This is a genomic window from Mesorhizobium sp. M0276 (genome assembly GCF_040321755.1).
In the GTDB taxonomy this organism is placed as follows: Bacteria; Pseudomonadota; Alphaproteobacteria; order Rhizobiales; family Rhizobiaceae; genus Mesorhizobium.
In genome coordinates this window covers 77,986-101,470 of record NZ_JAMYSC010000009.1, presented here as the reverse complement: position 1 = coordinate 101,470, position 23,485 = coordinate 77,986, and the positions used below count along the sequence as shown (strand labels likewise).

Genomic DNA, 23,485 nt, shown 5'->3' with positions numbered 1-23,485 from the left:
GTCAGCGCGCCGCCCTGAACCGGCGTTCGACAAGCCGAAGCGCAAAAAGCAGTATGTAGCCGGTAAGCAGGTACATCGCAGTCACGACGAGATAGACCTCGACGATCCGGAACGTGTTGAAGTTGATCCACTGGGCGCCGTAGGTCAGTTCCGGCACCGAAATGACCGAGGCGACTGAGGTGTCCTTAAACAGCGATATGAAGGTGTTGGACAATGCCGGCAGCGTGATGCGCAGCATCGTCGGAAGGCGGACGTTGAGCAGCCTTTGCCAGGGCGTCAGGCCGATCGCCTTGCCGGCGTCGAGCTGTCCGCGCGGAACCGCCTCGAGCCCGGAACGGAACACCTCGACCAGATATGCGCCGCTGTAGAGCGAGAGCGTGACGACAAATGAGGTCGGCGCGCTGTAGGCGATATCGACCACTGTCGGCAAGCCGTAGAAGACGAGATAGACGAGCAGGATCAGCGGCACGTTGCGGATGAATTCGACATAGGCGGCGATGATGGTGCGCACCACCCGCCCGGCCGAAACGTACCAGACCGCCAGGACTAGGCCGATGACGATGCCGATGGCGATCGAGATGACGGCGAGTTCGAGACTGAGCAGCAGGCCGCTCCACAGCTTGTCGAAATGCCGCCAGATCAGATTGAAGTTGAGGGCGTAGCCCATGCGTCCGCCTCGGTTGCCGCAGGCCTTAGAGCAGTTCACCGTTTCACGGAAACGGCAAACCGCTCTAACTCTTTGTTTTGACGCAATTCCGGACGGAAAACCGTTTCACACTTTTCCTGGAATTGCTCTAGGGAGGCGGAAGGGCGCTGGATACGCCCTTCCGCCCGATGCAGGTCAAATGGCCGGGAAGCCCGGATGGCGCGCAGGCGGCTCCTGTCCGAAATAGTCCTTGAACGCAGCGTCGTAGAGGGCGTTTTCGTGGCCGAACATGGCGATGGTGAAGGTTGAGTTGACGAAGGTCAGCCAGTCAAGGTCGCCTTGCCGCAGTGCGGCGCCATAAAGCATGCTCAGCCAGCTCTTGCCCGCGTCGAAGTATTTGTCCGGATTGCGCGAAGCGAGCCAGCGCACCGTGGACAGATCGACAGCTGCGGCGTCGACGCGTTTCGATTCCAGCGCCTGCAGCACGTTGGCCTGGGTGTCGATCTGCATGACCTGACACTGGGGCAGCACCGAATGCACCTGCGCCTCGGCATCGACATTCTGCAGGATGGAGATGCGCGTTGCGGCGCCGCCGGCAAGCAGCTTGTCGAAAGTCCTGTTCTCGGCGGTCGGCAGGCTCAGCAGGGCAACGCCCTCGACATAGTAAGGCCGGGAAAAATTGACCAGCTGCGAGCGTTGGGCGCTCATCGTCATGAACTGGATGGTGATGTCGACCTTGTTGGTGGTCACGTTGGGGATGCGCTGTGCCGGATCCTGCATGACGAACTCGACCTTGGTCGGATCGTCGAAAAGGCCCTTGGCGAGAATGCGCCCCATGGTGATGTCCATGCCGACCAGTTCGCCGGCATCGTTCTCGAAGTGCCACGGTGCGTTGGTGCTGCCAGTGCCGACGATCAGCTTGCCGCGATCGAGCACGGTGCGCAGCAGGCTGTCGGATGCTGCCTGGGCCGCGGCCTTCTGGGCATCGACGGTTGCCAGCACGCCAGCCGTGGCCAGCCCAGCCATTCCAAGTTTCAGAAAATCACGTCTTCCGGATGTGTCGTTCACGGCGACCTCCTTTCGTGTTGTGTTCCCCTTGTGCACAGGCAAGACACGCGTCCGGTGATTTTGTCTCTTACAAGAGACGAGTGTATCCTGTACAAGACAGATATTAACACCGGGAAGCGACAATGCAAGACGGCAATGCCACCGCGATTTCAGCCGACGAGAAAATTTCGGGCTCCCGTGAAAAGGGACTTAACCGGGTGCTCGAGATTCTGGAGTTTCTTCACACGACCCAGCGGGCGATCGGCATTGGCGACCTTGCCAAAGGGGTGAATGCACCCCGTTCGACGACCTACACGCTGGTGCGGTCGCTGGTCGATGCGGGCCTGCTGGAATTGGAAAGCGACGGCAATCGCGTCTATTTCGGCAAGAAGCTCTATCTCTATGGAATGGACTATGTGCGGGGCAACGACCTCCTCAGACGAGGGCGTCAGGAGGTCGACAATCTATCGCGCGAGACCGGCGAGACGTCCGAACTGTGCATGCTGCAGAGCGGTCGCTACACGATCGTCCACGCGAGCCCAGGCACCAGGCCTTTTCGCATCAGCTCTGCCACCGGCCTGCAGATACCACTGCCCTGGACGGCCTCGGGGCGACTGCTTCTGGCGGGGTTGGACAGGGCTGAAATCGAAGCCATGGTGTCGGACGACGATCTCGTGCTGCCCGACGGTCGCAAACTGCGGCTTGATGATTTTGTCACCGACATCGCAAAGGCGCGAGTCGCCGGCTATTGCGTCACCTCGGGCCTGGTCGATGCCTATACGAAATGCCTTGCCGCGCCGGTCTTTTTGGCGCCGGGCAAGGTCGAGGCGACGATGTGCCTGGTGGTCCCCATCGATACGTCCGAGGAGCGGACCGGCGAGCTCATCGGCCTGCTGCGTGATCGTGCTGCGAGACTTTCGACCGCCGCATAGGCGCTCGAAAGCGTACGCGCCCTTCAGGCAATGATGTCGGGAATGATCTTGTCTTCCAGCGCCATCAGCCGGTCCTTGAGGAACAGCTTCTTCTTCTTCATGCGCTGGATCTGCAGTGGATCGCAGGCCATGGCGATCATCGCGTTGATGGCCGCATCGAAATCGGCATGCTCCTGCTTCAGCCGGGAATATTCGAGCCGGATATCAGCCTGTTCCTGATCGGACATTATCTACCGTCTGCACGTCTGCGGCGCCCAAAAATGGGCCTGATTGGGCGGGGCCGGTGGGATTTTGCAACCGGCGCGCAGCCCATATCACATTTCACATTGTCGTGGAATGCTACCACGGATCATTCGACATCGCTGCCGGAAGGTGACACACTGTCATCATGCCGTCACAGAAGCGAACCTGCGGTGGACGCGCCATGACGGCTGCAATCGAGGAAACCATGAAAGGGAGAACCAATCATGTCTCTTGCATCCCATCTTGATGAGTTGCAGCGGAAACACGGCGACATCGAACGTGAAATCGATGACGCGATGAACCATCCATCGGTCGATGACCTCGAAATCGTGAATCTCAAGCGACGCAAGTTGGCACTCAAGGACGAGATTGAAAAACTCAGAGGGAAACCGACCACGCATTGATGCCCTCCTGACATAGCCGCTCACCGTCCGCGGCTTCTTTTCCCGGCGGGTGCCATCCGCCGGCCTGGGAGGTTTTGATTTCCGGCACTGGGCCATCAGCCTGAGCCGGATTCCCACCCGGCTTAATTTCCGCTTCGGCCGTCGCCGGATTTCGCCAGATCATCGATTGTTTCTGGTCCTTGGCGGCGGGTCGATTCCGGCCAGTGGCGACCTGTCGCCATTGACAAGCCATCTTTGCTCATCCACCTCATGCCCGGACTTTAGCGCATCGCCCGGGGCGCCCTCTGTCGTCCAAGGGGACGTTCGGCGCTCCAGAGACAAAAGGCTGGCCGGCATGACCGGATATTTTTCCTCTCCTTTCCCTCGCCGCACCTCGGTCGGCGTCGATGTCGGCGGCGTGGTCGTCGGCGGCGGAGCGCCCATTGTCGTGCAGTCGATGACCAATACCGATACGGCCGATATCGACCGGACAGTTGCGCAAGTTGCAGCACTTCACCGGGCGGGCTCCGAGATCGTGCGCATCACCGTCGATCGCGACGAGAGCGCCGCCGCGGTGCCGCGCATTCATGAGCGGCTTCAGCGGCTTGGCATCGACGTGCCGATGGTCGGCGATTTCCACTATATCGGCCACAAGCTTTTGGCAGACCATCCGGCCTGCGCCGAAGCGCTGGCCAAATATCGCATCAACCCGGGCAATGTCGGATTCAAGGACAAGAAGGACCGGCAATTCGGGGCGATCGTCGAGATGGCGATCAGACACGACAAGCCGGTGCGCATCGGCGTCAACTGGGGGTCGCTCGATCAGGAACTGCTGACCCGGCTGATGGATGACAACCAGGCCAAGGGGTTTCCGCTGACGGCGCAGGAAGTGACGCGCGAGGCGATCGTGCAATCGGCGATCCTGTCGGCCGAGTTGGCGGAAGAGATCGGGCTTGGCCGCGAGAAAATCATCCTGTCGGCCAAGGTCAGCGGCGTGCAGGACCTGATCGCCGTCTATACCGAGCTAGCCACCCGCTCCAACCATGCGCTGCACCTCGGCCTCACCGAGGCAGGCATGGGCTCGAAAGGCATCGTGGCTTCGTCGGCTGCCATGGGCATCCTGCTCCAGCAAGGCATCGGGGATACCATCCGCATCTCGCTGACGCCGGAGCCGAACGGCGACCGCACACGCGAGGTGCAAGTGTCGCAGGAATTGCTGCAGACCATGGGGTTCAGGCAGTTCGTGCCGATCGTCGCCGCTTGCCCCGGCTGCGGCCGCACGACCTCCACCGTGTTCCAGGAACTCGCCCAGAACATACAGGCGGATCTGCGGAAAAACATGCCGGTGTGGCGCGAAAAATATCCCGGCGTCGAGAACCTCAAGGTCGCCGTGATGGGTTGTATCGTCAACGGCCCGGGCGAATCCAAGCATGCCGACATTGGCATTTCGCTGCCCGGCACCGGCGAGACGCCGACAGCGCCTGTCTTCGTCGACGGCAAGAAGGCGGCGACGTTGCGCGGGCCTTCGATCGCGGCGGATTTCGAGAAAATGGTCGCCGACTATATCGAGCAACGGTTTGGCCGCGGCAAGGCCGCAGCCGAGTGAGCCCATGCCGAAACTCTACTCCGGCGGCCACCTGAAGGCGTCTTCTGCGCTTCCGGTGCTCACGGACCAAATGTCCGCTGCGCGCGTCGCCGGGGCGACCACGAAGCCACCATCACCTGGCTCGCCGGAGCGACTTTCGGCACGGGCTCAGCGCTCGATGCAGCGTTTTCTCGGGGCTACGCTGGTTCTGCTTTGCGCCTTGGGTTGGGCGACGCTGGTTCAGGCGGATCCGCCGCAATCCGCCAAGCAACGGCTGATAGGCAAGGTCTGTAACCTGATCCAGGCGCATGCCGACCAGAATGGTCTGCCCAGGGATTTCTTCGCCCGGCTGATCTGGAAGGAAAGCCGTTTCGATCCCAACGCCGTCAGCCCGGTCGGCGCCGAAGGCATCGCCCAGTTCATGCCGGGCACCGCCAAGATGCGCGGGCTGGCCAATTCCTTCGACATCAACCAGGCGATCCCGGCATCGGCGAAATATCTCGCCGAAATGAAAACCGGCTACGGCAATCTCGGGCTGGCGGCGGCCGCCTACAATGCCGGCGAAAGTCGGGTGTCGCGCTGGCTCAGTTCCGGCGGCTTCCTGCCAATGGAGACCGAGAGCTATGTCTTCGACATCATGGGCGAGCCGGCCGACAAGTTCACCGACCGGGCCTATGCCGGAACGATCGAGCCGCTCGACGCAAAGGCGGACTTTGCCTACGCCTGCCGCAGGCTACCGGTGATCATGTCGCAGACGGTGGCGATGGCGTCGATCAACATAAAACCGTGGGGCATCCAGGTGGCCGGCAACTTCCGCCGCAGTGCAGCGATCAACCAGTGGCTGCGGGTAAGAAGCCGGTTCCCGGCCCTGCTCAGCGGGCATGATCCGGTGGTCAGCCGGGTGCGCACGCCGATCGGCCGGCGCGGCATCTACGCGGTCAGGATCGGTGTCGATGACCGTGCGGCCGCCAATGTCATCTGCCAGAAATTGCAAAGCATCGGCGGGGCGTGCGTGGTGGTGCGCAACAGGTAGCGACAAATGCGACGAATTTATTTCGAGCTCTCGTCGCGCGCCCATTCGACTGAGCAACGGCTCGGCAGTTGGCAGGGAGATCCTTATGTTGCGACATCGCCGGAAATCATCCCAGTCGGCCGGCTGCGTTGATCCTGCAAGCCAGCACCAAGGCCTGCCTCAAGCAATCTTTGCTGCCACCGTCTCGCTGAGCCAGGTGCCGATCTTGGTGCCGAGGCGGTCGGGTGAAACCGGCTTCGGCAGATAGTCGTCCATTCCGGCTTCGATGCACTTGTCGCGATCGCCCTTCAGCGCATGCGCGGTGACGCCGATGATCGGTATGTGGGTGCCCGTCGACATCTCTATCGTCCGGATGGCGCGGGTTGCTTCGTAGCCGTTCATTTCCGGCATCGAGACGTCCATCAGGATCAGCTTGGGGCGCAGCGCCCTGTACATCTCGACCGCCGTGCGGCCGTTGCCGGCGATGCGGTAGCTGAGCCCAAGGCCGTTGAGGATCTGGCCGAATACCAACTGGTTCACGTCGTTGTCCTCGGCAATGAGGATGTCGATCGGTCCATTCGGCGTGGCCGATTCCGGCACCACCGCGACCGGCATCGCCGGGCCGCGGATGACAGTGAAGGCAGGTGGTGCCGCCGAGGGAGCCGGCACGATCGGTTCGCGGACGAACTGCGCCTTGCCGACCTGCGAGCGGGCCCTCTGGACGACCGAGATAACGGTGCCGAGCAGGACCGCGGAGCGGGCCGGCTTGGTCAGGTGCGCGGCGATGCCGAAGTCGATGATCATCTTGCCGAAATCGACTTGGTCGACCGAGGTCAGCAACACCACCGGGATGGAGGACAGCCTGCTGTCCAAGGCGATGGCTCTGGCGACGTCGGCGCCGTTCATGCCCGGCATCTGGTAGTCGAGGATGATGCAGTCGACGGCGGCGCCCAACTGAAAGGCGCGATCGAGGAAGGCCAGGCCTACGGCGCCGCTTTCGGCGGCGGCACAATCGAAGCTCCAGCTTCTGAGCTGCTCGAGCAAGATTTCGCGGTTGACCGGATTGTCGTCGATGACCAGCACGCGCGCGCCGGTGACGTCGACCGGCACGATCTCGTCGCGAGCCCCGGCCTGATGCGCCGGCAGTGGCACCGCGAACCAGAACACCGAGCCGCGGCCGATCTCGCTCTCGACGCCGATCTTGCCTGCCATCAGGTCGACGAGGCGGGCGGCGATGGCGAGGCCAAGGCCGGTCCCCTCGTGGCGGCGGGTCGACGAACCGTCGACCTGGGCGAATTTTTCGAACACGTTCTGCAGTTTCTCGGCTGGTATGCCGATGCCGGTGTCCTCGACACGAACCTTGAGCTGGACCACGTCGTTGACGATCTCGCCGCCGACATCGATCAGCACGTGACCCTTTTCGGTGAACTTCACCGCGTTGCCGAGCAGGTTTGTGACGATCTGCCGAAACCGGCCGGCGTCGCCGACGACATGGGCCGGCAGCCGCGGGTCGACACGCACGATCAATTCGAGGTTCTTTTCGGCGACGCGCGCCGATACCAGCGTCGCCACATCCTCGACCGCCTCGGAGAGACGGAAGGGAGCGGGGTCGAGGGTGAGTTGCCCGGCATTGATCTTCGAGAAATCGAGGATATCGTTGATGATGGTGAGCAGTGCATTGCCGGATTTGACGATGACGTCGGTGAAGGTCTTTTGGCGCGCCGTCAGATCGGTCTTGGCCAGCAGTTCAGCCATACCGAGCACACCGTTCATCGGCGTACGGATTTCATGGCTCATATTGGCCAGGAATTCCGACTTGGCGCGGTCGGCGGCCTCGGCCTTGAACAGGGATTCTGCGGATTCGGCGAAGGCGCGGCGGATTGCCACTTCCATCGGGCGGAAAATCCAGAAGGCGACGATGGCAAGGGCCGCGAACAGGATGGCGCTTGCCCACAGCAGCAGCCTGTCGCTGGAGGCGTCTGCCAGATGGCGTTCATCATCCATTGCGGTGCGGACGCGGACCAGCATGGGCTGGGCGAACAGGTCGTTCTGGTTGCGGATTTCGCGATAGCTCCACTCATCGACTTTCTGCGCCACCGACATCAGGTTGAAGTTGCGCACCATGTCGCGCGGCGACCAGAACAGATCGCCATTGACGGAAGCCGATTGGAGCTCGTTGGCAGTCTTGGTCGACAGCCGCGGCTTGATCGCCGCAAGCTGCGCGGTCAGCGACTCGATCTCGCCGGTCAGGCGTTCCGAATGGCCGCGCGCCGATGAGGTCAGCGCATCGCGTGTCTCCGCCCGCCAGGCGGTGCCGGTCGTCTCGGCAAAGCTGGTCGCGTTGCGCAGGTCGCGGGTGAAGACGACGAGGTTGCTGCTCAGCGCATCGATGTCACGGCGAAAGGAATTGACACGATCAAGCGCAACCACGATTGCCACGGAAGCCAGCGCGAAGATCAGCAACCCTGAAATATAGCGAATCCGGACTGACCGGATGAAGGACGAATATTCCGGCATGCGCAACCCCAACACATACGCACCATTTTAATGGTCGGGATTACGCTTCATTTACATTAAAATTTCGTGTGGATAGCCGAGCCACGCGAACAGCCGGATGGATGACAGCTTTTGACCTGACAATCCTTGCGCAACGAAAGCCTGTTGCGTCTGGACGGATTCAGACGATCCGCTTCAGGTCTTCGTTTTGATGCATGTCGTTCTCGCAAAACCGAGCAGACTTTTGAGCGACATGCATCAGGCTGCCGTCACGACGAGGGCGTGGATGCGGCCACTCACCGGACCTTCCCCGAACCGTTTCCCCATGGCATTTGCAACGTGTCGCGTCGCCTCCTCCAGCGAGCCGCCGCGCGCCTCGATCTCGGCACGCAGAAGTGTGCCCTGGCAATAGGCCGCGGCCGCGTCATGCGGCGACGGAGCGGCACTCACGGCACCCAGAGCCTCGATGCTGACATCGTGGAAGCCTGCCGCATGCACGTCGGCACGGATGGCGTCCGCATTGTGATAGCCGTGCGGCGTCCTGGCCAAGAAGCGAGGCGGATCGGCGGGGAAGAGTGTGCCGAGCGCTCGCGTCACTTCTTCGGCGAACTCGTTCTCTTCGATGGCGCTCCAGACGTTGAACACGAAATGCCCGCCCGGCCGCATCACCCGCCGGGCTTGTCCATAGGCGGCCACCCGATCGGGGAAGAACATCGCGCCAAATTGGCAGACCACGGCGTCGAACCATGCGTTCTCGAAGGGCAGCTCCTGGGCGTCGGCCTGTTGCCAGGTGATACGAGGATCGTCCGCCATGCGTGTGCGCGCGTGGTCGAGCATGGGCTGGTTAAGGTCGGTGGCCACGATGCGTGTCGGCGCCGGCAGCTTTGCTGCGAGCGCGCGTGTCACCACACCGGTGCCCGCCGCCACTTCGAGCACCGATTGAGGTCCGAGCTTCGCCACCCGCTCCGCCAGATCCCGCGCATAGGGCTCGAAGATCAGCGGCACCATTGCCCGGTCGTAGACCTCGGGAATGGAACCTGCGAACAGCGTGTCGGTGGTCGACATGGCATCCCTCCAACTGTATCCGCACCGCGTCGTTGCCGTGTGGATGGCAAAGCCGTACCGATCCTCTGCTTCCGCAGGCTTCCGCTCAAGTTCTATTTCTGGATGGGGGGCGGAGGACGAGCGGCTTTAATCGGCCCGATGTCCTGGTTTGCCCCAAACCTCAGCTGTTCCGAGCCGCCACGAACGTCGCCGCTTCCCTTAGAAGTTGGGCACCGTCGCCATAGGGCTCAAGCAGTGCATGGGCCTGTTCGACGAGGCCGTGAAGCTGGCTGCGTGCCCAATTCGCACCGTGCAGCGCCACCAGCGTCGCCTTGCCGGCGGCGGCGTCCTTGCCGGTCGCCTTGCCCATCTGGCTGGCATCGGCGGTCAGGTCGAGCAAGTCGTCGGCGAGCTGGAAGGCAAGTCCGATCGCGGAGCCGAATTCGGCCAGCCGCTCACAGTCCTCGGCGGGAGCGCCGGCAATGAGTGCGCCGGCCTCGCAGGCAAAGCGGATCAGCGCGCCGGTCTTCATCGCCTGCAGCCGGATGATGCCGGCCTCGTCCGGCGGCGTCTGTTCAGCTTCGAGGTCGAGCTTCTGGCCACCGACCATGCCGCCAGCCCCGGCCCCGCGGGCCAGCGCGAGCACCAGTGCTATCCGCCGCTCCGCCGGCAGAGCGGTCGCCTCGCCGGCGATGATGTCGAAGGCAAGCGTCAGCAAGGCGTCGCCAGCCAGGATAGCGGTGGCCTCGTCGAAGGCCTTGTGCACCGTCGGCTGGCCACGCCGCAGATCATCGTCGTCCATGGCCGGCAGATCGTCGTGGATCAGCGAATAGCAATGCACGCATTCAAGCGCTGCAGCGACGCGCAGTGCCGCCTCGCCGTCAGCGGAAAAAAGTGCCGCACTTTCCATCACCAGGAAAGGGCGCAAGCGCTTGCCACCATTCAGCACGCCGTGGCGCATCGCCGCCATCAAGCGCTCAGGCCGGGCGATCTCGCCCGAAAGCGCGCGGTCGTCGAGCAACCGCCGCAGCAGCACCTCGACGGCGGCTGCCCGTCTGATGAGCGCCATTTCGAACGCCATTTCGTCGTCACTCGTCATGATCGGGACCGGTAGCCGACACTCAGACGTTGCGCAAGAAGCCAAGCGCCATTATGCCGGGGGCAGGGAGAGCACGGGTTGGGCGGCTTGGCGGAACCGATCGTCGATCATGAAACCGAAAAGCTGGACATGGCGACGAGATCGCGAGGCGTGAACCGCCGCAGTCTCAAACGCTGGGTCCGGCGCGGTATCACCGTGGCCGCGGTGCTGGCGCTTATTCCAACGCTGCTGACGGTCCTGTACCTGCCGTCGTTCGTGCATCCGGTCTCGATGCTGATGTTTAAGGACCTGGCGACATTCTCGGGCTATGAGCGCCGCTGGGCGTCGATCGACGACGTGGCGCCGGTGCTGGCCAATTCCGTCATCATGTCGGAGGATGGGCAGTTCTGCTTCCATCGCGGTGTCGATCTCGGCGAATTGCGGGGCGTCGTCGACGACGCGCTGGCTGGCGAAGCAACGCGCGGCGCTTCGACCATCACCATGCAGACGGTGAAGAACCTCTTCCTCTGGTCGCGGCCGCTGGGTTCGGTGCGCAAAGTGTTCGAGCTGCCGCTGGCCGTCTATTTCGACGCAGTGATGTCGAAACGGCGCATCATGGAAATCTATCTCAACATCGCCGAATGGGGGCCGGGCATCTACGGGATCGAGGCCGCGGCACAGCATCATTTTGGCGTTTCGGCAAAACAGCTGTCGCGGCGGCAGGCCGCACTGCTCGCCGTCTCCTTGCCCAATCCGATTGCCCGCAACCCGGCCAAACCCGGACCGGGCCTGAGAAGGCTTGCCAATTTGATCGAGCGGCGCGCCGGCCGCTCCGGCGCCTATGTCGGTTGCCTCCGCTAGCCAACTCAAAAAAATTCGCTCCAGTGCTGGCCAAAACGGCACAGGGCGTGTATAGGCACCCGACTTTCTCAGATTCCGGCCCCGACATGGCCCTTTCACGAGGGCAGGCGGGGCTTTTTGACCATGTAGTGGAGCATATCCATGGCCGTTCCGAAACGAAAAACCTCTCCGTCCAAGCGCGGCATGCGCCGCTCGGCTGACGCACTCAAGGCCCCGACCTATGTCGAGGACAAGAATTCCGGCGAAATGCGCCGTCCGCACCACATCGACCTGAAGACCGGCATGTATCGCGGTCGCCAGGTGTTGACGCCCAAGGAAAGCTGAGACCAGCTTTTTCGAAGTTTTGAATTAAAAAAGGACCGGCCAGTGGCCGGTCCTTTTTTGCGTTTGGCGGCCGGGGAGCGCGCATTGCGAAGCGTGGACGGCAATCGCCGAGATATTCCAGCCGGGGAACCGGCTGACATGCTAATTGCGTGCCGTCTTCGACCGTGTTCGGCGCTGCCACCGAAACATCTTGACGGCGTGCCTGTGGCGCATTCTACAAGGGATTGCCCCCACATGGAGACGCCAGATGTTCGGTGCCATTCCGCTGCTGATCGTGCCTTTCGTGCTCTACAACCTCGGACTTCTGGGAATATTCGGCAGCGGCGACGATCCGTGGGCGAGCGAGGTCTTTTCCTTCAGCATGATGTCGGGCGGAGTGTTCTCGATGACGCTAGGCGACCTGATGGTGCTGCTCGGGCTGATCTTCCTTTTCCTAGAAATGGCGAAGTCGGCGCGCACGACCAATGCCTCGATCATGGACCACCTTCTGTCGACGCTGGTCTTCGTGGCCTTCCTGGTCGAATTCCTGCTGGTGAAGGGCGCCGCCCATTCCGTCTTCTTCACGCTGATGGTCATCGCGCTGTTCGATGTGCTGGCCGGATTCGCGGTGTCGATGCGGTCGGCGAGCCGGGATATCAATTTGAATTAGGCCGCATTGACATTCGGGTAATGCCGGCCTGACCTGAATCTCAACGCAGCCTCGCTTCAATGTCGAAGGATGCTCAGCCCGGATCGGCGGTGAAACCGGCTGTCTCGATGCCGGCGATCGCCGCGGCCTCGTCATTGTCCGACGTGTCGCCGGAAATGCCGACGGCGCCTATGATGGCACCGGCCTCGTCGCGGATCAGTACGCCGCCCACCACCGGCAGCACGCGCCCGCCCGAGACGTCCGAGATGCCGGCGACGAGATGCGGGCGCTCCTTGGCGAAGGCCTCGACTTTGCGCGAGCCCATGCCGATGGCGATCGCGCCATAGGCCTTGCCGGCCGACATTTGCGGGCGCAGAAACGAGGCGCCGTCCTGGCGTTGGAAGGCGACCAGATGTCCGCCGGCATCAAGCACCGAGACGCCGAGCGGCTTGAGCTTGAGATCGGCGCCTTTGGCAAAGGCGGCGTCGATGATTTGCCTGGCTTTTTCGAGCGGCAGTGCGGTCATGGCAGTCTCCAGTTTGAAACGCGTCGATCATTGAACGTCAGCGGGCGAGATAACATCCCCTTTTCGGTTGAAATTGCTTCGCGCAAAAAAGGCGGGAGGGAAGCGGCTTTCACCGACACCATCCGGACAGGCGTAGCGTTTGGGGTTCCGGGTGCGGCTGCTATTTTTTCTTGGCGCGGGCCGGTTTCTTGACGGGCGCCGCAGGCGCATTGGCAAGATCTTCCGCCTCCTTGGCAAGGCGGAGCGCCCGCAGCTTATTGGTCTTGGCCTGGCGGGCGTCGCTCTCGGCGACGTATTCGGCCATCGCCTTCTGGCGCACGGTTACCGCCTCTTCCTGCTTCTTGAAACGCAGGTCGGCGCGCGCGCGGGCAGCATCCCGAGGGTTCTCAACCAAGAGCTTTATCCAATCCCGTGACTGTTAATTTTCCGCCTATTGTAGCAGAGCCGGCTCGAAAACGGGAAAATAAGTTGGTCAAGCGGCCGGGCTGGTGGCGAGCGCCTTGCTTGTAACCGCCGCCTCATAGGCGGCCTGCAAGGTCGCGCGGACAGAAGGACCAGAAGCTGTATCGAGCGGCATGCCGAGATGTTCGTGGCGCAACTCGTCCATGAACTTGTCCCACATCGCCGGTCCGCCCTTTTCCAGCAGTTCGGCACGGATCGAGAGTTCTTCACTGACCGGCAGCCAGACGCGGCCCCAGGCACCGAGATGGGCAAGGATCGGCACCAGCGTGATCGCCATCTCGGTCAGGCTGTAGATCGCCTTCTGCTTGTGCGAGGGGTCGTCGGCCTTGGTCAGCATGCCCAATTCCATCAGGCGCTTCAGCCGGTCGGCGAGTATGTTGGAAGCGATGCCTTCCATCGATCCGTTGAGCAGTTCGCGAAAGTGGCGTCTGCCGCCGAAGATCATGTCGCGAAGGATGATCAAGCTCCAGCGGTCGCCGAACACTTCCAGCGACAGGTTGATCGGGCATCCGGACCGGCGATCCATGCTCATGAGATTTCTTCTCCAAAACCGGTTGCATTATCGTATCAGTTTTATTATCGTGCAACCGATTGCAAAATGCAATCAGTATTGCGAAGAGGGAGACTGCGCCATGACGACGATCGAACGTCCCATAATCATGTCCGAGTCTTTTGGCGATCCGGCAAACCCACCGCTGCTGCTGATCATGGGAGCGATGGCCTCCATGCTCTGGTGGCCGGAAGCATTGTGCCGGAAACTGGCCGATGCCAGCCTGTTCGTGATCCGCTATGACAATCGCGATACCGGCCGTTCGACCAAATACAAGCCGGGCGAGCCGCCCTACACATTCGACGACATGGCGGACGATGCGATGCATGTCCTCGACCAGCACGGCATTGGCAAGGCGCATGTCGCCGGCATGTCGATGGGCGGCATGATCGCACAGCTTGTGGCGCTCAAGCACCCATCCCTCGTCGCGTCGCTGACCGTGATCAGCAGTTCGCCGGTGGGGACAGACACTTCGCATCTGCCGCAGACGAGCGATGCCTATATCAAACATTCGACCGAGGGCGCCAAGGTCGATTGGTCGGATCGTGGCCAGGTCATCGATTTCATCGTCAGGGATGCGAGGGCGATCGCCAGCATCGCGCACCCATTCGATGAGGCCCGGATGCGTGCCTTCGTTGAGCGGGACTACGATCATTCCGGCGGCTTCCTGAGCGCGACCAACCATTTCATGCTTCGGGGCGGTGACGCATGGAAGGGCCGGCTGCACGAGATGACGGCGCCGCTGCTGGTCATCCATGGCACGGCGGATCCGATCTTTCCGATCGAGCATGGCGAGGCGCTGGCCAAGGCTGTGCCCGGCGCGAAAATCATTCGAATCGAAGGCGGCGGCCATGAGCTGCATCCGGACGACTGGACGGAGATATCCGCAGCCATCGTCGCTCACATCCAGGCCAATTAATCGGCGAGTCTTGACGGATGAGTAAATGCTTCATTGTTTACCCTTGGCAAACAGAACAGCGCCAGCCATCGACAAACCACGAGACAGACGAGCAAAAGATGTCCCTCACGCTTCATTTCCATCCGCTGGCCTCCTTCTGCTGGAAACCGTTGATCGCGCTCTATGAGAACGCCACGCCGTTTACGCCTGATATCGTCGATCTTGGCGATGCCGAGTCGCGCGCGGCCTTCCTGAGGATTTCGCCGACCGGCAAGATGCCGGCGCTGCGCGACGATGCGCGCGACCGCACGGTGCTGGAATCGACCATCGTCATCGAATATCTGGCCGCGCACTATCCGGGGCCGGTTGCCCTCGTTCCAGCCGACGTCGACCTGGCGCTGGCAGTCCGCCAGGCCGACCGCTTTTATGATTTTTATGTGCAGGAGCCTATGCAGAAGATCGTCGGCGACCGGTTGCGGCCGCAGGACAAGACCGATCCGTTCGGCGTCGAGCAGGCCCGCGCTCAGCTGCGCAACTCCTACGCCATCATCGAAGAGGACATGCGCTCGAAGAGCTGGGCGATGGGCGACGCCTTCACCATGGCCGATTGCGCGGCCTCCCCCGCGCTGTTCTATGCAAACAAGGTCGAGCCGTTCGGCGACAACTACCCGGCCGTGAAGCGCTATCACGACCGGCTGCTGCAGCGGCCATCGTTCGCCCGGGTGATCGAGGAGGCCCAGCCCTACTTCAAGTTCTTCCCCTATAACAACGGCTGATCGCGATGCTGCACGATCCCGCCCAGCTCGGCTGGATGGTCCAGGCACTCGCCGACCCGGCGCGGCGGAAGATGGTCGATCGGCTGTCGCGCGGGCCTGCTTCGGTCAGCCACCTGCCGCGAGCTGGTCAGTTTTCCCAGAATTGATCGAGCCAGATGTTGAGTTTGAGGAAGCCGGTATTGCTCACGGCATAGACGCGTCTTGTCCCTTCCGGCTTGGCATTGACCAGGCCGGCATCGAGCAGCACTTTCAGATGTTGCGACACGGCTGGACGTGAGACCGGCAAGCCGGCAGCCAGTTCGGTGACGGTTTTGGGGCCGCGGCGAAGTTCTTCCAGAAGATGGCGCCGGTTGGGATCGGCAATCGCCATGAAGGCGTCGGAAAACATCATGCCTTATTTGTGGGGCAAAGCCTTTCGAATCTCAACCGTCTGCTTCTGCTTTTCTTCTGGGATCAAGCCGCAATGCTTCCGGCGTCACCGAACGGTCGGCCGGCTGCGTCTTGAAGGCATCACGATCGCCGATCGGCACCGGGGCGCGGCGGCTGATGCGCAGCAGCGTATAGCCAGCCAGGCAGAGATGCGCGAAGGCGGTCGCCAGGAACAGGCCTTCCGGGCGCATCCAGCCCATCAGGGCCGCTGCCAGCAAGGGCCCGATCATCGTGCCGAAGCCGTAGAGCAGCAACAGGCCGCCCGACACCTTGACGAAATCCTCCGAGCGCGCGTGATCGTTGGCATGCGCCACGGCGATCGAATAGAGCGTATAGGCGAAGGCACCGTAGGCTGCGGTGAAGACGATGACGAAGACGCCGGAGCGTGGCTCGAACAGGAAGATCATGAGCGCGAACAAGGCCGCGCCGAAAGCCGCCCCCGCCAGCACGAAACGCCTGTCGGTCTGGTCGGACAGGCGCCCGGCCGGAAGCTGCATGGCGGCACCGGCAACGACCACAAGGCTCATCATCAGGGCGATCTCGGCGGTGGAAATGCCGATGCGGGCGCCATAGACCGCGCCTAGCGTGCCCCAGGCACCGTTGGCGATGCCGATCAACACGCATGCGACCGCCGAAACCGGCGAGTTGACATAAAGGCCTTTGACGTCGAGCGAGACATCCTGCAGCGGCTTGGGGTGGGAGGCGCTCGAAACCGCGGTCGGAATGAGCGACAGGCAAAACAGGATGCCCGTGATCATGAACAGCGACGCCGATTTCACGTCGCCGCCGGCGACGATCATCTGCCCGCCCATGATCGAGGCATAGGTGACCATCATGTAAAGGCCGAAGACGGTGCCGCGATTCTCGTTGCTGGCCTTCTCGTTCAGCCAGCTTTCGATGACCATGAAGGCGCCGGCCATGGTGAAGCCGGTGAAGGCGCGCAGCAGGATCCAGACATATTCGTCGATGATCAGACCGGTGAGCAGCGCCACGATGGCGCCCGACGCGGCAAAGGCGCCGAAGGCGCGCACGTGGCCCGCGCGGCGCACGATGCGCGGCGCAAAGAAGCAACCGGTGACGAAGCCGCCGGCCCAGGCCGTGCCCATCAGACCGAGCGATGCTGTCGAGAAGCCTTCCAGCTGACCGCGCAGGGGCAGCAACAGCCCATGCAATCCGGACGCCGCCAGCAGGAAGGCGGTGCCGCGAAGCAGTGAGAGGATCGGGCGGTAGGTTGCGAACATTGTTTGATCCGGCTCGTGTTTGACAGGGCGCAGGGTCTGGAGACAGCCGCTTTCGGGCTTTTCGGCGGCGGACTTTCGCCGGCGCTTCTATCCGCGGCGGAACAGCGCCTCGGCAGCCGATTTGGTGGTGTCCTTGGCCTTGAGCTCAGCTTCCAGCCTGGCGATCTCGTCTCGCAGGATGCCGATGCGCTCCGACAATTCACCGACGGAAAGCAGTGACAGGTCCTGCCCGATCTCGTGCGGGCGCGCCTTCTTGGGTTCGTCGTCGAAGATCGCCATCGTCGCTCCTCCCTGATTTGGCCATTTGCCTGATTTGGCAATCAGCATACATAGGGCAGGGGCGTCGATGCAAACAGCCGATCGGATAACGGCGAGGAAAGACGGGAGATCTCATGGCGAGCGGACAGAAAATTCCCGCAAGAATGACGGCCATTGCGATCTCGGAGCCGGGTGGCCCAAGGGTGCTGAAGCCGGAAACGCGCGACGTGCCGCAGCCCGGTCCCGGCGAGATACTGATCAAGGTGCATGCCGCCGGCGTCAACCGGCCCGATATCCAGCAGCGCAAGGGCGCCTATCCGCCGCCGCCCGGCGCGTCGGACCTGCCGGGCCTCGAGGCGTCGGGCGAAGTGGCGGCCGTTGGCGACGACACATCGCGCTGGCGCATTGGTGACCGCGTCTGCGCGCTCACACCTGGTGGCGCCTATGCCGAATATGTCAAGGTTCATGCCGGCAGCGTGCTGCCGCTGCCGGCCGGCTTCACCCACACCGAAGCGGCGGCAGTGCCAGAAAATTATTTTACCGTCTGGCACAATGTGTTCGAGCGTGGCGGTCTGAAGCGCGGCGAGACGCTGCTCGTCCATGGCGGCTCCTCCGGCATAGGCACCACGGCAATCCAGCTTGCCTCGGCCTTCGGCGCCTATGTCATCACCACCGCCGGCAGCAAGGAGAAATGCGATGCCTGCATGAAGCTCGGCGCCGATCGCGCGATCAACTATCGCGAGGAGGACTTCGTCGCCGCGGTGAAAGAGGCGACGGACGGCAAGGGCGCCAATGTCATCCTCGACATGGTCGGCGGCGACTATGTGGCGCGCAACTACGAAGCCGCGGCGGTCGAAGGTCGTATCGTCCAGATTGCCGTGCAGGCCGGCGCGGTGGCGAGCGCCGATTTCTCGAAGATCATGGTCAAACGGCTCGTCCACACCGGCTCGACGCTGAGGCCTCGCACCGTCGAGTTCAAGGCGGCGATCGCGGCGGCACTGGAAGCGCAGGTGTGGCCACTGCTCGGTACGCGCAAGATCGCTCCCGTGATGGACATGATCTTCCCGCTCAGCGAAGCCTGGCGGGCTCATGAGCGCATGGAAGACGGCGAGAATATCGGCAAGATCGTGCTCGACGTCGGCTAGGCCGGGATCACTTGAATCCGGATTTGTCCTGGGCGTGCGCCTCACTGCCTACAAGATGAACAGTTGTTTAATGCTGCAATGCACCATTTGCATCATTGCTATGCAAAATCGGCCATTCAAGTCCTCATCGATGATGCCTATTTGAGCATTATCAAAACGAACACTGATTTGGAGGACTACCATGAACCCGATCCGCGCTTACCGTAACTGGCGTATGTACACCGAGACCGTCCGCGAACTGGATCGCCTCAACGCACGTCAGCTCAGCGACCTCGGCATCAACCGAGGCGACATCGAAAAGATCGCCCGCAGGGCCATCTAACGTCGAGCGTGACCTGCGAAGGTCACGCCTGGCAAGCCAGAGCCGCATCAGACGGGTTTTCCGTCGCGGTTCCGAGCCCGCTGGACGCAGTCCGGCGGGTTTTGTCGTTTTGGGCGCAGTTTCGCTCGCGGCAATGGCGGGAGCGCCATCCAGTCATTGCTTCCAAAAACATTGCGAAACAACAATGGAACGGTTATACAGGCCGCGAATTTCCCATTTTGGTGGCTCTAAACCACCGCCCGCGCGGGAACGCGGGCGAACGAGAAGGATTTTTTAAATGGCCAATACGCTGCTTATGCCCAAGGCGACCGCCGTCTGGCTGGTCGACAACACCGCGCTTTCCTTCGAGCAGATCGCGCAGTTCTGCGGGCTGCATCCGCTCGAGGTCAAGGCGATCGCCGACGGCGAATCGGCGCAAGGCATCAAGGGCATGGACCCGATCATGACCGGCCAGCTGACCCGCGACGAGATCGCGCGCGCCGAGAAAGACCCGAACCAGCGCCTCAAGCTTTCGGACCCCAAGGTGCGGGTGCCCGAATCCAAGCGCAAGGGTCCGCGCTACACGCCGCTTTCGAAGCGCCAGGACCGGCCGAATGCAATTCTCTGGCTGGTGCGCAACCATCCCGAGCTCAAGGACGCGCAGATCTCGCGCCTCGTCGGCACCACCAAGTCGACGATCGAGCAGATCCGCGAGCGCAAGCACTGGAATTCGGCCAATCTGCAGCCGATGGACCCGGTGACGCTGGGCCTTGCGTCGCAGATCGACCTCGACATGGAAGTCAATCGCGCCTCGCGCGGTCGCGAACAGGCGCAGCCGGTCGGTGACACGCTGTTGCCGGCGGCCTTGACCGAGCGGCTGGTGCCGGCTCCCGAGAAACCGAAGGACGAGGATGCCGAACTCGATGCCAACGCCGTGTTCGCCAAGCTCTCGGCGCTGAAGTCGAAGAACACGGACAATGACGACGACGAGTGAGACGTCGCACGCCCAATGGAAAAAGCCCGCTTCGAGCGGGCTTTTTTGTGCCGTTTTCTCAGCTGCGCGCGGCGCGGTCCGGCGCCATGCCGTAATCTTCGCTGCGCTCCACAGCCCGATAGAAGTCGGCAAGCTGCTTGCCGCGCTCCGGTTTGAAGATACGGCCGGCGATGACCACCGAGGCGATGCGGTCGATGCGGAAGGCGCGAAAATCATCGCGCATCTCGCACCAGGCGACCAGCGTCCACACCTTGCCCCAGAACCACAGGCCAAGCGGGCGGATATCGCGGGCGGTTCCGCGGCCGGCCTCGTCCGAATAGTCGATGGTCAGCACCTGGCGCTTTTCGACCGCGCGCTCGATCAGGTCGATCGCTTCGCGCGCGGCATCGCTGACCACCCACATCGGTGTGTGGATCTCGGTGCGGGCGATACGGTCCTTTTCGGCGTCGGGCAGCACGGCGCCGATCTTGACCAGCGCCTCGTCGGCGGCGCGCGCCATGGCAGCGCCGCCAAAGGCGCGCACCATGCGGGCGCCGGCAACCAGCGCGACGATCTCGTCACGCGTGAACATCAGCGGCGGAAGGTCGAAACCCTCCCTCATCATGTAGCCAACGCCGGCCTCGCCGTCGATCGGCACGCCGGTCGACTGCAGGTCGGCAATGTCGCGGTAGATGGTTCGCTCGGAAACCTCGAGCCACGTGCCGAGCTTCTGAGCGGTGACCAGACGGCCACCACGCAGATGCTGCACGATCTGAAAGAGCCTGTCGGCGCGGCGCATCGTTTGCTTCCCCAGCGTTGTTCCCATGCATGGCGTGGCTCCGGGACCGGATCCACTTCCAGATGACATGCATTACGGCTTCAGCCCTTCGCGCTTGCGCTGCGTGGCGACGAATTCCGCGCCGAAGGACAGTTTACTCGTTGTCTACGTCTACGCATCAAGCACGCGCCAGAAAGGGATGCGCAGATGATAGCCTATGGTGACCGGACATGTCACTTCGACGCCATGCTCGATGGCGAGCGGCATGCGCAACGCACGCAGCATCGGCTGACCTTCGACTGCGCCGGCCATCGTGCGCGGCGTCGGTTTCGCGCCGCTGATGCCTGGTGTGTTCAATCTGCCGTTCCAACTCTTCATCGATCGTCCTTTCGACCGCCGATGCGCAGTGTCTGATAGTCGCACCATCGCACGCCCCTCCTGACAGCATACTGTCAGGAGGCTTCAGCATACTCCTTGGCGAACAGCGTTCGCATCTGGGCGAGGTCGCTGCCTCTTTCTGGATAGAGTGCGTTGAGAAAAGCGAGCGCGAAGGTGCCTGGCGCCGAACCGGGCGCGGAAACAATTTTGCCGTCAGCCACGGCATACGGCACATCCTGATAATTGCTGTCGCCGGCATAGCCGGCCTCATGACCGTTGATCCAGTCGCGGCCATTGCTGGTGTGCCTGGCTTTCTCGAACAGGCCGGCACGGGCCAGTGCCAGCGTGCCGGCGCAGATACCGCCGACCACGCCGCCGCGCGACGCAATGGCGGTAAGCAGTTCCGCCGCATCCGGGGGCGCCTTGCCGAACCACAGATCGGAGCCGATGACGGCGATGGCATCGAGATCGGTATTCTCGTCCGCCTCGGCCGAACGGTCAGGCGTCAGCCGAAAGCCGCTGATGCCGGTCACCGGCTTGCCGTCAGGCGCTAGCGATACGGCGCGGGCGCCGAACCATTCGACCGCCGAAGCCGCCAGCAGCCCGTACTCCCAGTCGGCAAAACCTTCGATGAAAAGAAAGCCGATTGTCTTCTGTTCGGGCATAAGCTCGCTCCATCCCTCGCGCGCCAAACCTGCTATTTGGTTTCTTATCTGGGCGTCGCAGCGCCCACATCCAACCGCAGGGTCGAAAAATTCGTCTCAATTGCCGCGAAAGCCACGGTCGGCATACATGTCCGGCCAGCCGATATCCTTGCGAATGTCCGCTGGCAGCGAGTTCATGAGCCGCCGGGTGCGGATCTCGTTGCGCATCGTCCGGATCTTGCCGACATAGTGCTGCATACCGCGCAAAATGGTAAAACCGTTCATGGCTGGTCTCCTCTCTTCTGATGGAGACACTATCGCATACCCCTCCTGACAGCAGTCTGTCAGGAGGATGGCAGGGCATGCGATGATAGTTCGGGCCGCCGCGCTCGCCCGAGGAAAGCATAGCTTTCGCTGCATCGCATTCTGCCCGCGGCAGGGCCACAGCTATCCAATTGTTCACCGAGGCAATTAAATCAAGACGCTATTGTTCATTCTGCGGCGACGGACCGTCCGGATAGGCAGGCCTTCAGCAACGTGGCCGCAGTTCTGATATGAAGCGAGAAAATTCTTCCCCAAAACAGGGAGACGACCATGAGCTTGCAACTGACAGGTATCCACCATCTGACCGCCATCACCGCCAACGCGCCGGGCAATGTTCACTTCTACACGAAGGTGCTGGGTCTGCGGCTGGTCAAGAAGACCGTAAACCAGGACGACACTTCGGCCTACCATCTCTTCTATGCCGATGGCGAAGCCACACCGGGTACCGATCTCACCTTCTTCGACTGGCCGGTTGGACGGGAGCGGCGCGGTACCCACAGCATTGCGCGGACCAGCCTCAGGGTCCGTAGCCAGGAGAGCCTTGCCTGGTGGAAGCAGCACTTGGCAGACGAAGGCATCGTAACAGGAGAGATCGCCGACATCGGTGGCTACCCCAGTCTGGATTTCGAGGACCCGGAGGGCCAGCGCCTGCGGCTCATTAGCGACGGCGGCAAGGGCGACAGCCATCCCTGGGCGCAGAGCCCGGTGCCGGCCGAACACCAGATCCGCGGGCTCGGGCCGATCGTCATCAGCGTTCCTGATGTCACCAACACCGAGGCGGTGGTGACCAGGGTAATGAACATGCGCAAGGCACGCGAGTATGCCTCGCCGGAGGGCCAGGTTCACGTCTTCGAAATGGGCAACGGCGGGCCTGCGGCGGAATTGCATGTTCTGGTGCAGCCGGGCCTAGCGCCGGCACGGCAAGGCGCCGGTGCGGTTCACCATGTCGCCTTCAGGGCGCCGGACCAGGAGACGCTGCATCAATGGACGGCGCGGCTGGCCGAATTCCGGCTGCCTTCGAGCGGCGAGGTCGAACGCTATTACTTCCGCTCGCTCTATTTCCGCGAGCCGAACGGCATCCTGTTCGAGATCGCCACCGACGGGCCGGGCTTCACCGCTGACGAGCCGCTGGAAGCGCTGGGTGAAAGCCTCGCCCTGCCGCCGTTCCTCGAACCGAAGCGCGCCTCGATCGAGGCCGGCCTCAAGCCGCTGAAATAGGCCGCCTCCCGGCCAAGGGCGGGCGCCGCGTTCCGGTTCGGGATCGCGACGCCCATTCTTTCTCAGGCAACGAACGAGGTGCTTTGACAGCCGGCCGCGTTGCTGGTCAAAGGCGGCATGTCGAAACTGCTCGCGCTCGTCATTGTTGGCATCATGGTCATTCAGCTGATCAAGCCGCTCGGCTGGCCGGGACTGAAACGGCGCAGCGACTTCTGGAAGCTGGCGCTGCTGGCAATGGCCGCGATTTCGATAACGGCCGTGCTTGGGCACTGGGCATAGCCCTCGCCTGCCGGGCGGCCGCGTCA

The 23,485-nt window shown here is 62.5% G+C and carries 30 protein-coding genes; 14 read left to right on the top strand and 16 right to left on the bottom strand.

Annotation, left to right across the window (positions count from 1 at the left end):
• Position 1 precedes the first annotated feature (1 nt).
• On the bottom strand, positions 2 to 667 hold the full coding sequence (locus NKJ01_RS09590) for an amino acid ABC transporter permease (protein WP_023757449.1): 666 nt from the start codon (positions 665 to 667) through the stop codon (positions 2 to 4).
• A 174-nt stretch (positions 668 to 841) separates the two neighbouring features.
• Positions 842 to 1,714: a transporter substrate-binding protein gene (locus NKJ01_RS09585; RefSeq protein WP_352727572.1), complete on the bottom strand. Its 873-nt coding sequence runs from the start codon at positions 1,712 to 1,714 to the stop codon at positions 842 to 844.
• A 122-nt stretch (positions 1,715 to 1,836) separates the two neighbouring features.
• On the opposite strand from NKJ01_RS09585, the gene NKJ01_RS09580 reads away from it, so the two are divergent.
• Positions 1,837 to 2,625: an IclR family transcriptional regulator gene (locus NKJ01_RS09580; RefSeq protein WP_352727571.1), complete on the top strand. Its 789-nt coding sequence runs from the start codon at positions 1,837 to 1,839 to the stop codon at positions 2,623 to 2,625.
• Positions 2,626 to 2,648: 23 nt separating this feature from the next.
• Here the strand turns inward: NKJ01_RS09580 and NKJ01_RS09575 are convergent, their stop codons facing one another.
• Positions 2,649 to 2,852 (bottom strand): YdcH family protein, encoded by a 204-nt coding sequence (locus NKJ01_RS09575; protein ID WP_023757446.1) that lies wholly within the window; start codon positions 2,850 to 2,852, stop codon positions 2,649 to 2,651.
• 240 nt (positions 2,853 to 3,092) lie between these two features.
• On the opposite strand from NKJ01_RS09575, the gene NKJ01_RS09570 reads away from it, so the two are divergent.
• The 3 genes from NKJ01_RS09570 (at position 3,093) to NKJ01_RS09560 (ending at position 5,869) form a co-directional block, all read left to right on the top strand.
• Entirely contained in the window at positions 3,093 to 3,272 is a 180-nt protein-coding gene (locus tag NKJ01_RS09570) for a YdcH family protein (protein ID WP_013529217.1), read from the top strand.
• A 334-nt stretch (positions 3,273 to 3,606) separates the two neighbouring features.
• Positions 3,607 to 4,857 (top strand): flavodoxin-dependent (E)-4-hydroxy-3-methylbut-2-enyl-diphosphate synthase, encoded by a 1,251-nt coding sequence (gene ispG, locus NKJ01_RS09565; protein ID WP_023757445.1) that lies wholly within the window; start codon positions 3,607 to 3,609, stop codon positions 4,855 to 4,857.
• Between the two features lie 157 nt (positions 4,858 to 5,014).
• Positions 5,015 to 5,869, top strand: coding sequence for a lytic transglycosylase domain-containing protein (locus NKJ01_RS09560; RefSeq protein ID WP_023757444.1), 855 nt, complete (start codon positions 5,015 to 5,017; stop codon positions 5,867 to 5,869).
• Positions 5,870 to 6,028: 159 nt separating this feature from the next.
• Here NKJ01_RS09560 and NKJ01_RS09555 read toward each other — a convergent pair whose 3' ends face one another.
• The 3 genes from NKJ01_RS09555 to NKJ01_RS09545 form a co-directional block, all read right to left on the bottom strand.
• Positions 6,029 to 8,365 carry a response regulator gene (locus NKJ01_RS09555; protein ID WP_352727570.1) on the bottom strand — a complete coding sequence of 779 codons (2,337 nt, stop codon included), beginning with the start codon at positions 8,363 to 8,365 and terminating at the stop codon, positions 6,029 to 6,031.
• Between the two features lie 237 nt (positions 8,366 to 8,602).
• The gene (locus NKJ01_RS09550) at positions 8,603 to 9,409 is read right to left on the bottom strand and encodes a class I SAM-dependent methyltransferase (RefSeq protein ID WP_352727569.1); all 807 of its coding nucleotides are present in this window, start codon (positions 9,407 to 9,409) and stop codon (positions 8,603 to 8,605) included.
• 160 nt (positions 9,410 to 9,569) lie between these two features.
• Positions 9,570 to 10,487 carry a polyprenyl synthetase family protein gene (locus NKJ01_RS09545; protein ID WP_352727568.1) on the bottom strand — a complete coding sequence of 306 codons (918 nt, stop codon included), beginning with the start codon at positions 10,485 to 10,487 and terminating at the stop codon, positions 9,570 to 9,572.
• Between the two features lie 78 nt (positions 10,488 to 10,565).
• Here NKJ01_RS09545 and NKJ01_RS09540 point away from each other — a divergent pair, with 78 nt between their 5' ends.
• The 3 genes from NKJ01_RS09540 to NKJ01_RS09530 all read left to right on the top strand — a co-directional run bounded on the left by NKJ01_RS09540 (position 10,566) and on the right by NKJ01_RS09530 (position 12,300).
• On the top strand, positions 10,566 to 11,327 hold the full coding sequence (locus NKJ01_RS09540) for a biosynthetic peptidoglycan transglycosylase (RefSeq protein ID WP_352727567.1): 762 nt from the start codon (positions 10,566 to 10,568) through the stop codon (positions 11,325 to 11,327).
• 141 nt (positions 11,328 to 11,468) lie between these two features.
• Positions 11,469 to 11,651, top strand: coding sequence for a 50S ribosomal protein L32 (gene rpmF / locus NKJ01_RS09535; RefSeq protein ID WP_008834724.1), 183 nt, complete (start codon positions 11,469 to 11,471; stop codon positions 11,649 to 11,651).
• Positions 11,652 to 11,898: 247 nt separating this feature from the next.
• The gene (locus tag NKJ01_RS09530) at positions 11,899 to 12,300 is read left to right on the top strand and encodes a hypothetical protein (protein WP_023757440.1); all 402 of its coding nucleotides are present in this window, start codon (positions 11,899 to 11,901) and stop codon (positions 12,298 to 12,300) included.
• Between the two features lie 73 nt (positions 12,301 to 12,373).
• On the opposite strand, the gene NKJ01_RS09525 is transcribed toward NKJ01_RS09530, so the two are convergent.
• From NKJ01_RS09525 to NKJ01_RS09515, 3 genes are all read right to left on the bottom strand, one after another.
• Positions 12,374 to 12,805, bottom strand: coding sequence for a GlcG/HbpS family heme-binding protein (locus NKJ01_RS09525; protein ID WP_352727566.1), 432 nt, complete (start codon positions 12,803 to 12,805; stop codon positions 12,374 to 12,376).
• A 160-nt stretch (positions 12,806 to 12,965) separates the two neighbouring features.
• On the bottom strand, positions 12,966 to 13,199 hold the full coding sequence (locus NKJ01_RS09520) for a hypothetical protein (protein ID WP_023757438.1): 234 nt from the start codon (positions 13,197 to 13,199) through the stop codon (positions 12,966 to 12,968).
• A gap of 78 nt (positions 13,200 to 13,277) precedes the next feature.
• Complete coding sequence (locus tag NKJ01_RS09515; RefSeq protein ID WP_352727565.1) at positions 13,278 to 13,799, bottom strand: winged helix-turn-helix transcriptional regulator; 522 nt, start codon at positions 13,797 to 13,799, stop codon at positions 13,278 to 13,280.
• 100 nt (positions 13,800 to 13,899) lie between these two features.
• Here NKJ01_RS09515 and NKJ01_RS09510 point away from each other — a divergent pair, with 100 nt between their 5' ends.
• Together NKJ01_RS09510 and NKJ01_RS09505 are read left to right on the top strand one after the other, a co-directional pair.
• Positions 13,900 to 14,736, top strand: a complete 837-nt coding sequence (locus tag NKJ01_RS09510) for an alpha/beta fold hydrolase (RefSeq protein WP_352727564.1) — start codon at positions 13,900 to 13,902, stop codon at positions 14,734 to 14,736.
• A 98-nt stretch (positions 14,737 to 14,834) separates the two neighbouring features.
• Positions 14,835 to 15,491: a glutathione S-transferase family protein gene (locus NKJ01_RS09505; protein WP_352605845.1), complete on the top strand. Its 657-nt coding sequence runs from the start codon at positions 14,835 to 14,837 to the stop codon at positions 15,489 to 15,491.
• Positions 15,492 to 15,618: 127 nt separating this feature from the next.
• On the opposite strand, the gene NKJ01_RS09495 is transcribed toward NKJ01_RS09505, so the two are convergent.
• The 3 genes from NKJ01_RS09495 to NKJ01_RS09485 all read right to left on the bottom strand — a co-directional run bounded on the left by NKJ01_RS09495 (position 15,619) and on the right by NKJ01_RS09485 (position 17,440).
• Positions 15,619 to 15,882 (bottom strand): ArsR/SmtB family transcription factor, encoded by a 264-nt coding sequence (locus tag NKJ01_RS09495; protein ID WP_023757434.1) that lies wholly within the window; start codon positions 15,880 to 15,882, stop codon positions 15,619 to 15,621.
• Positions 15,883 to 15,913: 31 nt separating this feature from the next.
• A complete protein-coding gene (locus NKJ01_RS09490) occupies positions 15,914 to 17,161 on the bottom strand; it encodes an MFS transporter (RefSeq protein ID WP_352727563.1) in 1,248 nt (415 codons plus the stop codon).
• Between the two features lie 87 nt (positions 17,162 to 17,248).
• Positions 17,249 to 17,440 (bottom strand): DUF1192 domain-containing protein, encoded by a 192-nt coding sequence (locus NKJ01_RS09485; RefSeq protein WP_023757432.1) that lies wholly within the window; start codon positions 17,438 to 17,440, stop codon positions 17,249 to 17,251.
• Between the two features lie 113 nt (positions 17,441 to 17,553).
• Between NKJ01_RS09485 and NKJ01_RS09480 the strand changes: the two genes are divergently transcribed.
• The 3 genes from NKJ01_RS09480 (at position 17,554) to NKJ01_RS09470 (ending at position 19,859) form a co-directional block, all read left to right on the top strand.
• Positions 17,554 to 18,564 (top strand): NAD(P)H-quinone oxidoreductase, encoded by a 1,011-nt coding sequence (locus NKJ01_RS09480; protein WP_352727562.1) that lies wholly within the window; start codon positions 17,554 to 17,556, stop codon positions 18,562 to 18,564.
• A gap of 181 nt (positions 18,565 to 18,745) precedes the next feature.
• Positions 18,746 to 18,886 (top strand): DUF1127 domain-containing protein, encoded by a 141-nt coding sequence (locus NKJ01_RS09475; protein ID WP_352727561.1) that lies wholly within the window; start codon positions 18,746 to 18,748, stop codon positions 18,884 to 18,886.
• 277 nt (positions 18,887 to 19,163) lie between these two features.
• Positions 19,164 to 19,859, top strand: coding sequence for a DUF1013 domain-containing protein (locus NKJ01_RS09470; protein WP_023810957.1), 696 nt, complete (start codon positions 19,164 to 19,166; stop codon positions 19,857 to 19,859).
• A 58-nt stretch (positions 19,860 to 19,917) separates the two neighbouring features.
• Here NKJ01_RS09470 and NKJ01_RS09465 read toward each other — a convergent pair whose 3' ends face one another.
• The 4 genes from NKJ01_RS09465 to NKJ01_RS09450 form a co-directional block, all read right to left on the bottom strand.
• Positions 19,918 to 20,637, bottom strand: coding sequence for a helix-turn-helix transcriptional regulator (locus tag NKJ01_RS09465; protein WP_013529238.1), 720 nt, complete (start codon positions 20,635 to 20,637; stop codon positions 19,918 to 19,920).
• A 150-nt stretch (positions 20,638 to 20,787) separates the two neighbouring features.
• Complete coding sequence (locus NKJ01_RS09460; protein WP_352727560.1) at positions 20,788 to 20,994, bottom strand: hypothetical protein; 207 nt, start codon at positions 20,992 to 20,994, stop codon at positions 20,788 to 20,790.
• 74 nt (positions 20,995 to 21,068) lie between these two features.
• Complete coding sequence (locus NKJ01_RS09455; protein WP_352727559.1) at positions 21,069 to 21,659, bottom strand: DJ-1/PfpI family protein; 591 nt, start codon at positions 21,657 to 21,659, stop codon at positions 21,069 to 21,071.
• Positions 21,660 to 21,755: 96 nt separating this feature from the next.
• Positions 21,756 to 21,923 carry a hypothetical protein gene (locus tag NKJ01_RS09450; RefSeq protein WP_352632787.1) on the bottom strand — a complete coding sequence of 56 codons (168 nt, stop codon included), beginning with the start codon at positions 21,921 to 21,923 and terminating at the stop codon, positions 21,756 to 21,758.
• Positions 21,924 to 22,232: 309 nt separating this feature from the next.
• Between NKJ01_RS09450 and NKJ01_RS09445 the strand changes: the two genes are divergently transcribed.
• Together NKJ01_RS09445 and NKJ01_RS09440 are read left to right on the top strand one after the other, a co-directional pair.
• Positions 22,233 to 23,180 (top strand): ring-cleaving dioxygenase, encoded by a 948-nt coding sequence (locus NKJ01_RS09445; RefSeq protein ID WP_352727558.1) that lies wholly within the window; start codon positions 22,233 to 22,235, stop codon positions 23,178 to 23,180.
• Positions 23,181 to 23,297: 117 nt separating this feature from the next.
• Positions 23,298 to 23,459, top strand: a complete 162-nt coding sequence (locus NKJ01_RS09440; RefSeq protein ID WP_023757423.1) for a hypothetical protein — start codon at positions 23,298 to 23,300, stop codon at positions 23,457 to 23,459.
• Positions 23,460 to 23,485 lie beyond the last annotated feature (26 nt).

Bases quoted from the DNA above. Each gene is read 5' to 3' on its own strand.
- NKJ01_RS09590 (WP_023757449.1), bottom strand. From the start codon at position 667: ATGGGCTACGCCCTCAACTTCAATCTGATCTGGCGGCATTTCGACAAG.
- NKJ01_RS09580 (WP_352727571.1), top strand. From the start codon at position 1,837: ATGCAAGACGGCAATGCCACCGCGATTTCAGCCGACGAGAAAATTTCG.
- NKJ01_RS09575 (WP_023757446.1), bottom strand. From the start codon at position 2,852: ATGTCCGATCAGGAACAGGCTGATATCCGGCTCGAATATTCCCGGCTG.
- NKJ01_RS09570 (WP_013529217.1), top strand. From the start codon at position 3,093: ATGTCTCTTGCATCCCATCTTGATGAGTTGCAGCGGAAACACGGCGAC.
- ispG (WP_023757445.1), top strand. From the start codon at position 3,607: ATGACCGGATATTTTTCCTCTCCTTTCCCTCGCCGCACCTCGGTCGGC.
- NKJ01_RS09560 (WP_023757444.1), top strand. From the start codon at position 5,015: ATGCAGCGTTTTCTCGGGGCTACGCTGGTTCTGCTTTGCGCCTTGGGT.
- NKJ01_RS09555 (WP_352727570.1), bottom strand. From the start codon at position 8,365: ATGCCGGAATATTCGTCCTTCATCCGGTCAGTCCGGATTCGCTATATT.
- NKJ01_RS09550 (WP_352727569.1), bottom strand. From the start codon at position 9,409: ATGTCGACCACCGACACGCTGTTCGCAGGTTCCATTCCCGAGGTCTAC.
- NKJ01_RS09545 (WP_352727568.1), bottom strand. From the start codon at position 10,487: ATGACGAGTGACGACGAAATGGCGTTCGAAATGGCGCTCATCAGACGG.
- rpmF (WP_008834724.1), top strand. From the start codon at position 11,469: ATGGCCGTTCCGAAACGAAAAACCTCTCCGTCCAAGCGCGGCATGCGC.
- NKJ01_RS09530 (WP_023757440.1), top strand. From the start codon at position 11,899: ATGTTCGGTGCCATTCCGCTGCTGATCGTGCCTTTCGTGCTCTACAAC.
- NKJ01_RS09525 (WP_352727566.1), bottom strand. From the start codon at position 12,805: ATGACCGCACTGCCGCTCGAAAAAGCCAGGCAAATCATCGACGCCGCC.
- NKJ01_RS09515 (WP_352727565.1), bottom strand. From the start codon at position 13,799: ATGAGCATGGATCGCCGGTCCGGATGCCCGATCAACCTGTCGCTGGAA.
- NKJ01_RS09510 (WP_352727564.1), top strand. From the start codon at position 13,900: ATGACGACGATCGAACGTCCCATAATCATGTCCGAGTCTTTTGGCGAT.
- NKJ01_RS09505 (WP_352605845.1), top strand. From the start codon at position 14,835: ATGTCCCTCACGCTTCATTTCCATCCGCTGGCCTCCTTCTGCTGGAAA.
- NKJ01_RS09495 (WP_023757434.1), bottom strand. From the start codon at position 15,882: ATGATGTTTTCCGACGCCTTCATGGCGATTGCCGATCCCAACCGGCGC.
- NKJ01_RS09490 (WP_352727563.1), bottom strand. From the start codon at position 17,161: ATGTTCGCAACCTACCGCCCGATCCTCTCACTGCTTCGCGGCACCGCC.
- NKJ01_RS09485 (WP_023757432.1), bottom strand. From the start codon at position 17,440: ATGGCGATCTTCGACGACGAACCCAAGAAGGCGCGCCCGCACGAGATC.
- NKJ01_RS09480 (WP_352727562.1), top strand. From the start codon at position 17,554: ATGGCGAGCGGACAGAAAATTCCCGCAAGAATGACGGCCATTGCGATC.
- NKJ01_RS09475 (WP_352727561.1), top strand. From the start codon at position 18,746: ATGAACCCGATCCGCGCTTACCGTAACTGGCGTATGTACACCGAGACC.
- NKJ01_RS09470 (WP_023810957.1), top strand. From the start codon at position 19,164: ATGGCCAATACGCTGCTTATGCCCAAGGCGACCGCCGTCTGGCTGGTC.
- NKJ01_RS09465 (WP_013529238.1), bottom strand. From the start codon at position 20,637: ATGCGCCGCGCCGACAGGCTCTTTCAGATCGTGCAGCATCTGCGTGGT.
- NKJ01_RS09460 (WP_352727560.1), bottom strand. From the start codon at position 20,994: ATGAAGAGTTGGAACGGCAGATTGAACACACCAGGCATCAGCGGCGCG.
- NKJ01_RS09455 (WP_352727559.1), bottom strand. From the start codon at position 21,659: ATGCCCGAACAGAAGACAATCGGCTTTCTTTTCATCGAAGGTTTTGCC.
- NKJ01_RS09450 (WP_352632787.1), bottom strand. From the start codon at position 21,923: ATGAACGGTTTTACCATTTTGCGCGGTATGCAGCACTATGTCGGCAAG.
- NKJ01_RS09445 (WP_352727558.1), top strand. From the start codon at position 22,233: ATGAGCTTGCAACTGACAGGTATCCACCATCTGACCGCCATCACCGCC.
- NKJ01_RS09440 (WP_023757423.1), top strand. From the start codon at position 23,298: ATGTCGAAACTGCTCGCGCTCGTCATTGTTGGCATCATGGTCATTCAG.